The sequence below is a fragment of the Aliagarivorans marinus DSM 23064 genome, from assembly GCF_000429485.1.
Classification (GTDB): Bacteria; Pseudomonadota; Gammaproteobacteria; order Enterobacterales; family Celerinatantimonadaceae; genus Aliagarivorans; species Aliagarivorans marinus.
Window position 1 is genome coordinate 172892 of record NZ_AUBY01000013.1, and the last position, 15158, is coordinate 188049.

7 protein-coding genes are annotated in these 15158 nt (G+C 54.6%); 2 read left to right on the forward strand and 5 right to left on the reverse strand.

Annotated elements, in window-relative coordinates:
* The first annotated feature begins 35 nt into the window (after positions 1 to 35).
* A complete protein-coding gene (locus G461_RS0105165) occupies positions 36 to 956 on the forward strand; it encodes a LysR family transcriptional regulator (RefSeq protein WP_026971030.1) in 921 nt (306 codons plus the stop codon).
* 80 nt (positions 957 to 1036) lie between these two features.
* Here the strand turns inward: G461_RS0105165 and G461_RS0105170 are convergent, their stop codons facing one another.
* The 4 genes from G461_RS0105170 to G461_RS0105185 form a co-directional block, all read right to left on the reverse strand.
* Positions 1037 to 4243 (reverse strand): GlyGly-CTERM sorting domain-containing protein, encoded by a 3207-nt coding sequence (locus G461_RS0105170; RefSeq protein WP_026971031.1) that lies wholly within the window; start codon positions 4241 to 4243, stop codon positions 1037 to 1039.
* Between the two features lie 372 nt (positions 4244 to 4615).
* The gene (locus tag G461_RS0105175; RefSeq protein WP_026971032.1) at positions 4616 to 7777 is read right to left on the reverse strand and encodes a GlyGly-CTERM sorting domain-containing protein; all 3162 of its coding nucleotides are present in this window, start codon (positions 7775 to 7777) and stop codon (positions 4616 to 4618) included.
* A 171-nt stretch (positions 7778 to 7948) separates the two neighbouring features.
* On the reverse strand, positions 7949 to 8476 hold the full coding sequence (locus G461_RS0105180) for a hypothetical protein (RefSeq protein ID WP_026971033.1): 528 nt from the start codon (positions 8474 to 8476) through the stop codon (positions 7949 to 7951).
* 325 nt (positions 8477 to 8801) lie between these two features.
* Positions 8802 to 11669 (reverse strand): hypothetical protein, encoded by a 2868-nt coding sequence (locus tag G461_RS0105185; protein WP_026971034.1) that lies wholly within the window; start codon positions 11667 to 11669, stop codon positions 8802 to 8804.
* Positions 11670 to 12304: 635 nt separating this feature from the next.
* Here G461_RS0105185 and G461_RS23355 point away from each other — a divergent pair.
* On the forward strand, positions 12305 to 14746 hold the full coding sequence (locus G461_RS23355) for a glycoside hydrolase family 2 TIM barrel-domain containing protein (RefSeq protein WP_035479389.1): 2442 nt from the start codon (positions 12305 to 12307) through the stop codon (positions 14744 to 14746).
* Positions 14747 to 14902: 156 nt separating this feature from the next.
* On the opposite strand, the gene tnpA is transcribed toward G461_RS23355, so the two are convergent.
* The coding region (gene tnpA / locus G461_RS0105195; RefSeq protein WP_026971035.1) for an IS200/IS605 family transposase at positions 14903 to 15158 on the reverse strand (256 nt) is incomplete at its 5' end.

Sequence of the window (15158 nt, forward strand, 5' to 3'; positions counted from 1 at the left end):
TATATTAAGTGGTAACACAGGGCTGCGGAGAACCCATGGACAAACTCGAACTGATGAAGACCTTTGTGGCGGTGGTGCAGGAAGGCGCTTTTACCCGCGCCGCCGACAAGCTGGAGCTGTCGCCACAGCTGGTAAGCAAGTATGTCTCGGCGCTGGAAAAAAACCTGCAGACCAGATTGCTGCACCGCACCACCCGCAAGGTCACCCCCACCGAGGCAGGCAAACACTACTATAGCCGCTGCGTGCAGGTACTCGATGAGATCAGCGAGATTGAACACTCGCTGGTTGACTGGCACCAACGGGTATCCGGCACCCTCACCATCAATGCGCCGATGTCTTTTGGCCACCGCCACCTGCCCAAGCTACTCAGCGACTTTCAGGCGCGCTATCCCGAGGTGGAGTTTAAGCTGCAACTGACCGACCAAAAGGTGGATATCGTTGAGCAAGGGGTAGATGTGGCGCTGCGTATTGGCGCGCTGAAAAGCGACAATATCATCGCCCGGCGGATCGCCCCCATCGAGGTTGCGGTGCTGGCCTCCCCCGACTATCTACAGCGCCGCGGCGAGCCGGCCACCCCCGAGCAGCTTAACGGCCATGCCCTGTTGCACTACTCCTACGCCGAGCCCAATCAGATATCGATGCTGCGCGGGGTAAAACCCGGCGAGCTGGCACTGAGCCAGCCAATAGCCGCTAATAATGGCGACATGCTGGTGAGCATGGCCGAGCTGGGCGCAGGCATTGCTATTCAGCCCACCTTTATCGCCGAGCACGCCATTCGCAGCGGCCGCCTAAAGAAGATCCTCTGCCAACATCAACCAAAGAACCTCGATCTCTACCTTATCTACGCCAACCGCCAGTTCCTGCCCTCCAAGGTGCGCGCCTTTATTGACTTCGCCAGCGAGTACTACGGCGAGACGCCGTATTGGGACAGCCAAGATAGCGAAGCAGCCAGCTAAGCGAGCTCTGTTCAAGTTCGCATAAAAAAACCGCCAGTTACTGGCGGTTTTTGCTTTTTAGGAAATGCCTGGGATGCTAGTTACACCAGCGCTTTACGGCGAACCAGAGCCATTAGCGCTAGGCCAACGATAACCAGCCAGCTGCTGCTACCGCCACCGTTGTGATAAGGCACCTCCTCAGGCTCGTCGGGAGTATCCGGTTGTTCGGGTGCTTCAGGTTCATCGGGAGCTTCGGGCTGCTCTGGCACTTCGGGCTCCTCGGGAGGTGCTGGCTCTTGGGGAGTTTCAGGCTCATCAGGTACTACCGGCTCTTCTGGCGTGGGAACAACATCATCTTCAGGCTCTGGGGCCTGTGGCCCTCGATGTAGCACCCCCACGTTAGCGCCGGAGTACAGCGTCGACGCTTGAATCGTTAGATTGGCCTTGGCGGTTACATCAACACTAATTGCGCTAAGCTCTTGCTCACACTGAGTTTTAAAGCTAGCGACATACATGTAGCAGTTAAAAATTCGCGCCGCGTCAGTCATCTCGGTATAAGGCGTGTCGGTAGCCGTAACAAAGCCAACGTTGTAGTTCTCACCATCCCATGCTCGGCCACTTAAGGGCGAGTCGATGTACTGAAACCAATGCGCGCCGACAAACTGGGCGTTGTCATTCACCGAAGTTAGATAGCTGACCATCTTCTCTGCGCGGCGCTGCTGCGAGTTAGCCACTACCAAGCCACTGGAGAAGTTAGCGCTGTCCAAAGAGCCCATGTGGAACTCACCAATAATGGCAGGCTTATCCAGCGCCGCTAACTGGCTCAGCGCAAGGCTATCCCAGTCATCTTCAGTGACGCTCTCTTTGTAGATGTTGTAGCTGAGCACATCCACCACATCGGATGCAGCTTGCACCACTTGGGTCGTGCGCCCCCAGTCAGCAAAACGCGCCCCCAAGTAAAGGTGATTGGGGAGCGCTGTGTTCAGCGCCGTCTTCACCACATTGAAGTACTGCAAGGCATAGAAGTACTGAAGCGTGTTTAAGCTAGCGGTAATCGTGTCTTGGGTACCATCGTAGAAATCGCTCATGGCGAAGGCGGGCCGCAAGTCGTCGAAGGAGGCAAAGCTGGTTCCCCACGCGCTGTTTAGCTGCGCAATGGTGCTAAAATTCAGCCCCCAACTCGCTTGTATGATACTGATAAAGGATTCTTTCGCCGGGCTGTTGCCTGCAACGGTGGCATCGGTGGCAAACACCGCCATGGTCTGGGCATGGATGTTTTGGTTTTCATTATCGTACTGCCCGCTATCGCCGCCCCAGCTGATCTCATTATCGACGAACACCCCAACCAACAGGCTGGTCGCGCCGCTTACCTCGCTGCTGATTTGCTGGGCCATTAGCTCGGCATTGGCGACAAACTGCGGATCCCACGGGTCGGGAATGCCACTCCAGTAGCCATCGCCAATGGTTTTATACTCACCGCATCCGACGGCGCCGTTACAGGTAGCGGTCCATCCGCTGGCGAAGTAAGGAATATCGGTTTCGCCATAGAAGGCAGGATCGGTCCAGTTTCCCAAGCTGGTGAAGCCCCAGTCTTTCATCCGCTTGAGGGTTAAAGCGCGCCACGCTTCTTCGCTGCCGTGGCGAGCAACAAGATTGTTGGCGTAAAAACTAGCCGCTTGCCCTTGCGAGATGGGGCCACTGTGCACAGGCCCTGCAGACTCGTCGATGTAGCTAGTGGGAAGCTCGACAAACATGGATTGGCGCAGTGCAGAATCCTCCCCTTCGCTGGCTACCCCGGTCATGGTGTAGGTGTCGGTCAGGCGGATATTGGCAAGACCGGTGGCGAAAAAGGCATACCCCTCGGGGTCGACCAGATGCCACTTACCATCGCCATCTTTACAGGCATTAAACGAGGCGGGTGATGCCAGCACACAATCGACGGTGGGTTGCAGGCTTGGATGACTGGCATATCCATTGCTGTTTCTCACTCCACCACGTAGCTCCCCCAGCACCCCCTCGGCAGCCTCATTGGCGCCTAGCTCAGCTAGATCGGTGGCCTTTGCCACCTTATAGGGGTAAGTGATTTGATTGTTCTGCCCTCTGGCATCCACCAGCTCTGCAAAGGCTGAAGTATGATTCAGGTCCTTGATAATCCGCAGGTTATCGATCACCAAGGTCGTATCTTCAGCCGGCTCAGCCAGAAACACCCGCACAGAGGTGATAGCGGCATGGTCGAGGGCCAGCCAGTCGTTGCCCCATACATCCAGCGCTGGCGTGGCAGGAAGCTCTCTGATGCCCAAGGTCGCCACTCGCAAGTCTTGGGTAGTCAGCGCCGCCAAATCGTTGAGACTCAAATTGATAGTCTGACTGGCATTTGCAGCAATGCTGGCGGCTCGGTTGGCGTACAAACCATCATCGGCGTTCGGGTCAGAGCCAACCCGGAGAAACAAGGAGACCGCCTCGCTGTGCGGATTCGACACATCCAAGGCCAAGGCGATCTCCTCCCCCAAGCCAGACCAATCCCATGGTGTTGATGGGGTTAAACGCAGCGCTGCGTAACCGCCAGCTGGGAACAACACACGCAATGCCCCCGAGCCCTGGCTCACGCCCTGCTCGCTGAGCTCAAGGGTAATGCCCTCGTCGGCTAACAGGGTATCCGGAATGCTGTCAAAACTCTCGACCAGCAGCAGGGTCTGAACCGGTGCGGTGGCGATGGCGGTGTCTATCTCACTGAGTTCAGGCTCGGGTTCGGGCTCTGGGGTTTCCTCGATGGGGTCGCCGTTTACCCGAATGTTATCGAAGTACAAAGTGGCATCAGCGGTGTTCCCGGCAAAGAACTGCAGCTCCATAATCTGGGCTTTATTAAAGCTGGCGCCGAGTGAGCCAAACTCGGTGCTATCCAACAAAAACTCGATTGTGGCCGTGGTATTACCTGCAACATTGAAGTACTCCGAGAGCGAGTTTGCTTCATCCCAGATAAAGTTACTTAGCGCTTTGATGCCAAAGTTAATGTTATCCGAGCTGGTGTTGGTGACATCCACCGCCACATTGACTTGGCCACTCCAGTCCCAGGCATCGGAGTTGTAAATCTTAATGCCGCCAGTAAAGGGCGTGCCCAAAAAGCCGCGCCAGGCATTCACCCCATCGGTGACATTGTCGGTAACAACGGTTTGCACACCATCATTGTTGGCCCCCAACGTAAAAGTAGGGTCGTCGCTTTCAAATGAGGTGATTAATGTGGTGGCAGAATATGCCCACAGCGGCGCCAGACTCGCCATCGCCATTATCGAGACCATCAGCTTTCTCATCGCTTCCCTCCAAACTCAGGTCATGTCGGCTTGATACGCCAGCAGGCTATTACACCGCACCATTTGCGGCAGCAAAATCGTCAGCATTGGGGTTATTGCGATTGCTAAAAAAAAACGGGGAAAGGCATTGTGCCTCTCCCCGTTTTTTTACTCACTATCCTGCTGGGTACCATAAACCGTTGCTCAACAAAAACACTGGCTTAAGTCTAGCCATGCTGGGCTACCCCGCTAGTTTCGCACCGCCGCACAGCCCCAAAACAAAACACAGCACACACAACCTGTATGGGTATAGGCTCATTTGGGATGAAAAAAGCCACCCTATTGGGTGGCTTGTTACGCGATGGGAAGGGCTTCCCACCTCATTCAAGGTCTTTATGCTTGCGCTTTACGGCGAACCAGCGCCAATACCGCTAGACCAAAGATAACCAGCCAGCTGCTGCTACCACCACCGTTGTGGTACGGCGGCTCTTCTGTATCTGGTGTATCTGGCTCATCCGGGGTGTCTGGTTCGTCTGGCGTATCAGGGGTATCAGGATCGGTGGTGTCATCTTCCTCGTCCTCTGGCGCCGGTGCAGTCGGGCCACTGTGGGATACACCGATGTTATTACCCGAGTACAGGGCCGACGAGCGAGCGCTTGCATTGCCAGCAGACATTGCAGTCGCTTCGCTATCCGCGGCGGCTAGCTCGGTGGCACACTGATCTTTAAGGCTTGCATCGTAGATGTAGCAGTTCACCAAACGTGCTGCATCGGTCATCTCGGTGTACGGGCTATCGGTAACGCTGACCAGACCTACGTTGTAGTTCTCGCCATCCCAAGCACGGCCACTCAGTGGAGAGTCAATGTACTGGAACCAATGAGCACCCACAAAGTTGGCGTTATCAATCACCGACTCGTAGTAGGCAATCATCTTCTCAGCGCGGGCAGCCTGTGAAGCCGCACCGACAATACCTTCGGCATAGCTACCGCTATCAAGCGAACCAAAGTGGAACTCACCGATAATCGCCGGCTTGTCCAGAGTGGCAAGTTGATCCAGAGCCGCTGAATCCCAGTCGTCTGCAGTCACGCTCTCTTTGTAGATGTTGTAGCTAATCACATCGACAACGTCTGCAGCTGCATTCACCACTTGTGGAGTGCGGCCCCAATCAGCGAAGCGCGCGCCCAGATAGAGGTGGCCCGGCAACTCTGCCTCTAGCGCATCATTAACCACGTTAAAGTACTGCAAGGCATAGAAGTACTGCAGCTTCTCCAAGTCGGCGGTGATCGCTGCTTGCTCACCGGTGTAGAAATCGGTGAGGCTGATGCTTGGCAGCAAGTCATCATAGGAGCCAAAGCTGGTGCCCCATGCGGTATTCAGTGCTGAGATGTCGGCATAGTTCAAGCCCCAGCTCTGCTGCATGATGAAAATCAAGGCTTCTTTCGCTGGGCTGTTGCCTGCCGTGGTCGCGTCTGTGGCGAAGGTTGCGATGATCTGGGTTAGCAGGTTTTGGTTCTCGTTGTCGTACTGGCCGTTGCTGTTACCCCAGCTGAACTCGTTGTCAACGTAGATACCCACCAACAGGTCGGTTTGGCCACCCACGTCTGCCTTGATTTGCGCCGCCATTAGCGCCGCATTGGCTGCAAATTGAGGATCCCATGGGTCGGGGATTCCGCCCCAGTAGCCATCGCCAATCACTTTGTAATCGCCACAGCCATCGGCGCCGTTACAGCTGGCAGTCCAGCCGTTGGCCACATACGGCATTTCGGTTTCGGCGTAGAACGCGGGATCGGTCCAGTTACCTAGGGTGGTAAAGCCCCAGTCCTTCATACGCTTAAGGGTAATCTCGCGCCATGCCTCTTCACTGCCGTGACGAGCAACCAGGTTGTTGCCGTAGAAGCTGACCGATTGTCCCTGAGAAACTGGGCCGCTGTGAACCGGTCCAGTGGACTCATTCACGTAGCCGCCCGGAATGTCTACAAACATAGACTGGCGCAGTGCCGAGTTCTCACCATTAGTGGCAACACCGGTCATGGTGTAGGTGTCGGTCAGGCGGATGTTCGCCACACCGCTGGAGAAGAAGGCATAGCCATCCGGGTCAACCAGATGCCACTTGCCATCGGCATCTTTACAGGCGTTGAACGAGGCAGGCGCATCAAGCACACAATCGACTGTTGGTTGAAGGCTTGGGTGGCTACCGTAGTCGCCGCCGCGGGCGCTACCTTGTAGCTCACCGAGTACGCCGTCTGCAGCTTCTGCGCTACCCAGATCAGCCAGGTCAGTGGCTTTAGCGACCTTGTTGGGGTAGGTCACCTGATTATTTTGACCGCGCGCATCAACAATCTCGGCATAGGCCGAATCGGCGTTGAGGTCTTTGATCACCCGCAGGTTGTCAAAGATCAGCGTGGTATCACTGGCAAGGCCCGGTAGGTAGAAACGCAAGGTGGTAATGCGGCCAGTATCGAGTGTTTGCCACTCGCCTAGCCAGTCGTTAGCCACATAGTTGGCAGGCAGGGCTGGGATATCACGCATGCCCAAGTGCGCAACGCGCTCTGCTTGGCTCAACCTCGGCGCTAAGTCTTGCAGGCTGACAAAGATGGTTTCAGTGGAGTTGGCTGGCACGGTCGCCATGCGCGCCGCAAAGCCTTCGTCGTTAGAGTCTACGTTATCTGAGATACGAGTAATTACGTTAACGTTGCTGTCGCTGGGGTTGGTAATATCCACGGCTACCGCAATATCATCGCCCAGTTCAGACCAGTTCCAAGCAGCGCCACCATCAGCGACGGCTGGAGCAAACACGATGCCATCCCAAGTGCCCGCCGCGTAGGTTGCTTGCAAGGCTGAGCTACCGATGCTTACGCCTTGTTCAACCAGCTCTACAGTGATGTTGTCGCCTGCTGGCTGAAGCGATACAGGCATACTATCGAAGGTTTCTAGCTGTGCCAGAGTTTTAACTGGTGCACTGGCAACCGCGCCCTCGGCAGGGGTTGGTGCGGGTGGCTCTACAGGCGTTTCATCGTTGCCATCGCTTACGCGAATGTTATCGAAGTACAGTACTGAATCTGGTGAGTTCGCAGAGAAGAACTGGATGGTATGGGCGACACCTTTGTTGTAGGTGTCACCGATAACGCCAAACTCCGATACCTCATCCAAGGGGATCTCAATAGTGGTCGTGCCAGGCTCAACGTTTGTGTAGTCGGTCAGAATATCCGGGTCCAACCAAGTGTAGTTGGTAAGAACTTTATAGCCGAAGTTAATGGTGCCACTGTTGGTGTTAACTACATCAACCAGCAATTTGGTTTGATCGCTCCAGTTCCAGGAGTTCTCATTATACAGGTCCGCCGACGAAGCGAAGCCTGCCCCTAAAGTAACCCGCCATGAGTTGTTTCCGTCGGTGGCGTTCTCCGCAACGATTTCCTGAGCCGCACCAGTGCCATTGGTAGACAACTGGAACGCAGGATCGCCATCCTCAAATGAGGTTATCAAGGTTGTTGCAGCAAACGCTGGTACCGCCGCAAGCATCGATGCGGTCAGCACCGAAACTTTAAAAGCCTTCATAGATATTTCCTTATGTTCTCTCTTTTCTAACTGCCCTGAATTTGCCGGGCAGCTCCTCTCTGGTGTTGCATTAAAAGCGTCTTGTTTTATCTGCGCTTTTTTATAAAAAACAGGGATTCACCAATGGCGATTCGCCTACTTTTACTCTCTCTCAGTTGCTCGGGTATACACTCAGCGTCCAACCCGAATATTGTCGACATACAGCGAAACCTCGGCGCTGCGCTCGGTCCATAACTGAAGCTCCATCACCCGCCCCCGGTTAAACTTCTTGCCATGGTGGCAGTGGGAGGCTTTACCAAAGACCACTTGCAGGTCGAGCTCAGTCCCCGGGTCGAGTTCGAAGCTGCAGCTCATGGCGCTGTCTTCGACCCAGGCAAAGTTACTTAGCACTCGCACCTGAAAGTGAGCGCGCTTGTTGCTTGGGTTGACCACATCTAGGTAGAGGCTGCCGTACTTGCGCCAATCCCAACCCTTGTCGTTGTAGATCTTGACGCCGCCCGACCAAGCCGGCCCTAAGGAGACCTTCCAGGCTCTGTCTTGGTCGGTGGCATACTCGATGCCTTCAACGATGGATTGGCTGGCTTTGTTGTCCACGGCAAGCGTGTAGGAGGGATCGCTTTCTTCAAACGATGTAACCAATGTGCTGGATGCAAGCCCAGAAAAGGCCGGCAGCAACAGGGCGAACGCTAAATACTTCATAAACACTCCCTCCGTGGGGTATACCCGAGCAACCTCAAGATGCATGTTCAGCGAGAGTTACCAGCCCCTCAGGCAAGGCGCTGCTCCGCCGATCTAGTGGTCTAAATCAAGGAGCAGTAACGCAGTATGAGGGACTGGAAAACTCGCCCTCCGGGAGGCGCTTAATGTCCATAGTTATTCGTTAAAAACACTCGAAATGGGTCACCATTCCTTCGCATTTTCGCCTCGCCCTATGGACATTGAGCGCCTCTGAATCCTGCACCTTGAGGTTGTTCGGGTATCACTAAAAAAGGCAACCCACACCCCTGTGCAGGTTGCCTCGGGCTTACTTGCCGTAACGCAGTTGGTACAACTCTTGGTTGACCTGTTTGGCTTCTTCTACCAGCGCCTCGTAAGGCACGTCGCCGATAGTTACAAAGCCGATGTTGTAGTTCTCACCATCCCAGGCACGACCGGTGGCTGGCGAATCCAGGTATTGGAACCAGTGGGCACCAATAAAGTACGGATTCTCAATCACACTCTCCATGTACTCGCGGTATTTGCGGGCACGGTCTTTTTGGTCGGCTGCAGCGACAATACCGCCGTGGAACAGGCCGGTATCGGTAGAACCAAAGTGGAACTCACCGATGATGCTTGGCTTGTCCAGCTCTGGCAGACGGCTCCAGTCACCTTTACCGGTCAGGGTATCGGCGTACAGGTTGTAGCTCATCACGTCCACATATGGCGCGGCACCACGCGCAATCTCTGGGGTAACACCCCAGTCGGCAAAACGGGCACCTAGATAAAGGTGGTTAGGCAGCACACGCTTAAGCTCGGCCTGTACAGTAGAGAAGTACTTCTCAGACAGCATCTGCATCAGCTCGGAGTAGTCTTTCTTCATTGCTGAGCTCAGGCGCGAACGGTGATCAAACGACTTATCGAAGGCATCCCACGACGCCACCTCAACACCCCAAGCGCTGCTCAGCGCCGAGATATCGCCATACTTCTCTTTCAACACCATCGAGAAGGCGGCTTTCGCCGGGCTGGTAGCCGCGTCATAGCTCAAGGCATTAACGATTAGGCCATAGTGGTTGGCTTCGTTGAGGGTGTTACCCCAGCTCATCTCGTTATCAACGAAGATACCCATCAACCAAGGGTCGTTTGGCCCTTTCACTTCGCTAGCCACCGACTCCGCCATGTTGCGGGTGCTGGTCACAAACTCAGGGTCGAAGGGATCGTGGATTGGGCCCCAGTAGTCGTTACCGGTGCTGATGCGAGCGTGGTCACCCATAATCCAGCCATGCGCCTCATAGGCAACGCGTTCGTTTTGGTAGAAACGTGGATCGGACCAGTTACCCAAGGTGGTGAAGCCCCAGTCAACCATGCGATCCAAGGTGACTTCTTCCCAGATATCTAGCGCACTTTCCAGGTCGGTGTCGTACTTACGCATCAGGTTGGCGCGGTAGAAGCTGAATACCTCACCCTTAGGTAGTGCACCCGAGTGCATGTAGCTGGCGTAGTCGTAGTTGGCAGCCAACTCTTCGTCGTACTCCGGCAGCCACTCGAACATGGCGTTACGCAGTGGCGAGGCAACTTCTTGTCCGCCGCGCGTATCTGGGTCGGCAAAGTCGATACCGGTGACAGTAACCGTGTCATCCATACGCACATTGTCTAAACCAGTCGCAAAGAACAGGTAGCCTTCAGGGTCGATCATCGCCCATTTGCCATCGATTTTCTCAACGCGGAAGAAGCCGGTTGCGTCGTAGCGCGGGCCCTCGGCCCAGCCACCAAACTTGCTGCGATCAGCCAGCGGTTGCGGGTTGCCGATATGCGCTAGCGCTTCTTTACCATCTTGCTGAAGCTGGGCTTCATCGAGGATCTTCTCTGGCCAGTCATAACCGGTGAACTGACCGAACTCATCCATAATGCCTTCGTAGCGGCTGGTGTCGGCATCGATGTTGGGGATCAAACGCAGGCTATCGACTCGGATCTTGGCATCGTTGCCCTTCTCCATGTACAGCTGCATCGACACGATGTTCGACACATCCAGCTCAGTCTCACCCCAGCCGTAGCTGATCGCCTGAGCGTTGTAAGCCTTCTTAGGCGGTTCGGAGCGCATGCCACTGACCAGCTGATCGCTCAGCTGCTTGAGGGCAATGTAGTAAGTGCCATCATCACCAGGGGCTAGCGTCACGTAGGCCGAGATACTGTGCTCTACGCCGTTAGCCACACCGCCAAAGTTTTGGTTTTCCGCATCATCGATACGTACAAACAGTTGCACGGGCTGATCGCCAATGTTGGCCATATCAACAGCGAGGTTAAAATCACCCACCTCAGACCAATCCCAAGGCTGGTCAGCCATAAAGGTCAGGTTGGGCCATTGGGTACCTTCAGGGAAGACCGCTTCAATCGAGCGGCTGTCACCGTGCTTAACAAACTTGTTCGGTGCGCTGGAGCGATCAGACAATACCCGCGCTTCACCTTTCTCGAAGTGGGTAATATCAAGTAGCCCCGGCACTGGGCCTTCCACGACCACTTCACCAGCATCAGCGGCAACAAAGTCACCGGTTGCGGCTACCAGACCGAAGTTATCAATAATTACGCTTTGCTCATCGGCAGGGCCCTGAACAAACACCTGGAACTCGACCAGATTACGCAGATTCAGTTTTTCGCCACCCCAGTAGCCTGCCAACGCACGTTGAGTACCGTTAAACAGCATCTCTACGTTTTCGGTAGCGCCCGGCGCAATACTCACGGCATAGTTGATTTGGTTAGTGCCAGCGCCCATGGCGCCCACGTTGTCCACTAATTTCAGAATGACGTTAACCGGGGAGTCGGTTGGGTTGGTCATATCCAGGGTTAAGCTGCCGTTGGCGTTCCAGTTCCAGAAGCCCCCTTCTGGGCGCAGCTTAATATGCGGCCAGTAGTTGAACTTGTTAGCCTCAGAGACGGCTTCGAAATCAAGGCGCAGCGCCTTATCACCCTTGGTCACGCCTTGGCCGCTTACGATGCTGGCGCTGGCGTGGTCTAGTGATGCGAGAGAGAGGATGGCATCACTTTCAAACTCAGGAAGTGCACCACCGGTATCTTCGGCTTTCTCAGCCGCCGCGTCAGCAGCGCCTTCGCTTGCCTCATCGGTTGTCGACGCGCAGCCATAGCTACCCAATAGTGCTAAAGAAATCAAACCAGCGAGCCTGGCTTTTCTCAGTTTCATACATTCACCTTGTACTGTTATTAAGCTCCGAGGAGTTCCCTTCGAGCAATATGACCCTGCCTTTACCTGAGGCATCACAGTCATTGTGAAATCGTTGCCACTGCAGCGAACGATGCAAACAGACCTAAACCATTGGCGCCATTGCATTAATCGTTCGGTAAAAAGCAGAGATAATCTGGAAGGTATTGATGAGGCGTTGTCGCTAACAAGCCTGACACCTGGTCAACCAGTTTCATTCACCAGTGACAAAAGATAGCCAAAGGGCGACCAATTTAAAGTGATTGAGCTAACACTTCCACCAATAGGTCGATAAGTTTAGTTTATTTGATGACCAAAATAACTAAATCAAGAGCTTAGCTGATAATTTAGTCAACCAATTGTGTGGTTTTTTAGCCTCGCAACGCACCTATTTAGAGGTAATTAGTACCAAAAATCAGGGATAATAGGTTCTGTGAGCTTGTTCACTGAATTCCCTCCGATCCCGTCGCAATATCGCAAATAGATCAACCAATACAAGAAACTGGTCTGGTGTTTCTGCTGTTTTAATCGGGTATTGACCTATCGAGCCCCAAATAAACGGCCAGTAAGGTCAGACTGCTGCGATCATCCACTTTCATTCATCAACGGGCCCAGCGATGTACTCACAGACTCTCAACCCCTGCTCCCCTCGGCAGCTAATACTGTTCAACGAACACTGGCAATTTCAGCTTGCCGACACTCAGCCAGACAACGACCAATGGCAACCAGTAACACTCCCCCATGACTGGAGCGTTAGCCAGCCCTTCTCAGATCAATACGAGGGTGCGACCGGGTACCTACCCGGTGGACAAGGCTGGTATCGCAAACGCTTTAGCCTGGATTTCGAATCAGGCAAACACGCGCTGCTGGTGTTTGATGGTATCTATAACCATGCCTCACTGACTCTAAATGGTGAGCCTTTGCATCATCAGATAAATGGCTACACACCGTTTTATCTGGATATCACCAATCGCTTACGACAAGGCGAGGAGAACGAGCTAGTGATCCATGTTGATCGCAGCCGGATTGCCGATAGCCGTTGGTATCCCGGGGCAGGTATCTACCGTAATGTGCACCTGCTACTGGTAAACGAGCTGCATATCCCACTGTGGCAACACCACCTCACCACCCCGCAGGTGAGTGAGGAGCGTGCAGTAGTCAGTCATTGCATTGCGCTCTCAAAAGCACTACCCAAAGATGCCGATGTACAGCTACAGATGGAGGTGTTCGACGCCGACAGCCAAACACCACTTGCCTGCGTATCACAAACTGCCAGCACAGCAAGCGAGCACACCTTAAGTCTTGAGATCGCTCAGCCCAAGCTTTGGTCACCCGATTCGCCTTACCTGTATCGCTGTGTCACCTCGGTACGGTGTAACAGTGTCGAGGTGGACCGCCTTGAGCAGCCGCTGGGGATCCGTTGGTTTGAGTTCGACCCAAGCGGCGGTTTCTCGCTCAATGGCCAAGCGCTGCAGATTAAAGGCGTATGCCTGCATCACGATGGCGGCTTGGTGGGCGCGGCAGTGCCCGATAGCGTGTGGACCCGTCGCCTGCTCACACTTAAACAGGCCGGGGTGAATGCGGTGCGCAGCGCCCATAACCCTGCATCGGCGTCCTTTTTAAGCCTGTGCGACAAGCTAGGGCTGCTGGTGCAGGATGAGTTCTTCGACGAGTGGGACTACCCCAAAGATATGCGGCTTAACATGGGTGACCAAACCGGCGATGCACTCTCGCAAGGCTATGCCCATTTCTTTGCCGACAACGCCAAGCGCGATCTAACTAACGCCCTGCTCGCCCACCGCAACCACCCCTGCATCTTTATGTGGAGCATTGGCAATGAGATTGAGTGGACCTACCCACGCAATGCCGAGGCCACCGGCTTCTTTGACGCTCAATGGTCCGGTAACTACTTCTGGAGTATGCCGCCACATAGCCCCGAGCAAATTCAGCACTACCTCGATACGCTGCCGCGCCAAACACACGATATCGGCAAGACCGCACAAATGCTGTCGGCATGGGTGAAGCAGCTCGATAGCACCCGACCGGTGACCGCCAACTGCATCCTGCCCTCTGCCAGCTTCTTGTCTGGCTACGCCGAGGCGCTGGATGTGGTCGGCTTTAGCTATCGCCAGGTCATCTACCCCTATGCCAAGCAGCACTACCCGCAATATCCGATCATCGGTAATGAGAACCTGCCGCAGTGGCATGAGTGGAAAGCGGTACTGGACAACCCGCAGGTCGCTGGCGTGTTCCTATGGACCGGTATCGACTACCTCGGCGAGATGCACGATAAATGGCCGGAGAAAGCCACCGGCTCAGGCCTGCTCGATGGTGCCGGCTTCCCTAAGCCCAGTTACTACCTGTTTAAATCGCTATGGCAAGACAGTCCCACTCTCACCCTCACTACCTGTGAGTGCGATCTTGACAGCTACCGGGTTGACCCTGCGACTCAGCAAGCTTTTGAGCGTGACAGCGAGGCCTGGAAAACCCGCCTATGGCTGTGGCCTGAGCAATTCCGCCACTGGAACTATGATGAACAAACCGTGCTGATTCAGGCCTACAGCAACTGTGAGGAGCTGGAGCTGGAAGTGAATGGTCGCGTGTTGAGTCGAGTACGTGTAGATCAGCAAGCCGATCGGGTATGCCGCTGGGCGATACCTTTTGAGAGCGGCCAAGTGATCGCCCGCGGCTACAACCAAGGTGAGCAGGTATGTGAAGATTGCTTGGTTAGTAGCGGTGTGCCAAGTAGCCTTAGACTCGCTCAAGAACCAGCCTCACTCGAGACCGACGATGCCACCCATATTGTGGTTCAACTGCAAGATGCGCACGGCATCGCAGTTCGCCATCAGCAAATGGCGCTAACCTTTGAGCTCAGTGGTCCAGCCGAGCTACTCGGCGTGGACAACGGCGCCATCGATAACGTGGCAGCCTATCAAGGAGGGCGGGTAAGCACTTCTCAGGGAAGAGCCTTGGCGGTGGTTCGCCGCAAAGGAGCGGGGGAAGTGACGCTGCAAGTAAGTACAAGCGGCGATATTCACCAGTCTCTTATCCTACGTTAGCGAGGACTCGAGCTTTTCTAGTAATTCCATGTTTACCAATCAAAGCCCCGCGCACCTAGCCGGGGCTTTTTATCTATCTGGCCAAGCTCAGGCATGTAAATATCCACCTTCTAAAGAAGGTGGCTTTGAATGAGCCCCCTCGAAGGGGGCCTTTGTCTAGTGCAGCGCCAACTCACCTTGCTCTTGACGCTCAACTTTCTCTTGATGTCTTACATATCGGCGTATGATTTCTTCGTTAATACCCACAGTATCTACGAAATACCCTCGCTGCCAAAAGTGGTTGCCCCAAAGCTTGTTCTTCCTCAAGTACGGAAACTTGTTGAATAGCTTCAGAGCTATCTTCCCTTTTAGCGCCCCCATCAGCTTGGAAACACTCAGCTTTGGCGGAACCTTTACAATCAAGTGTACGTGG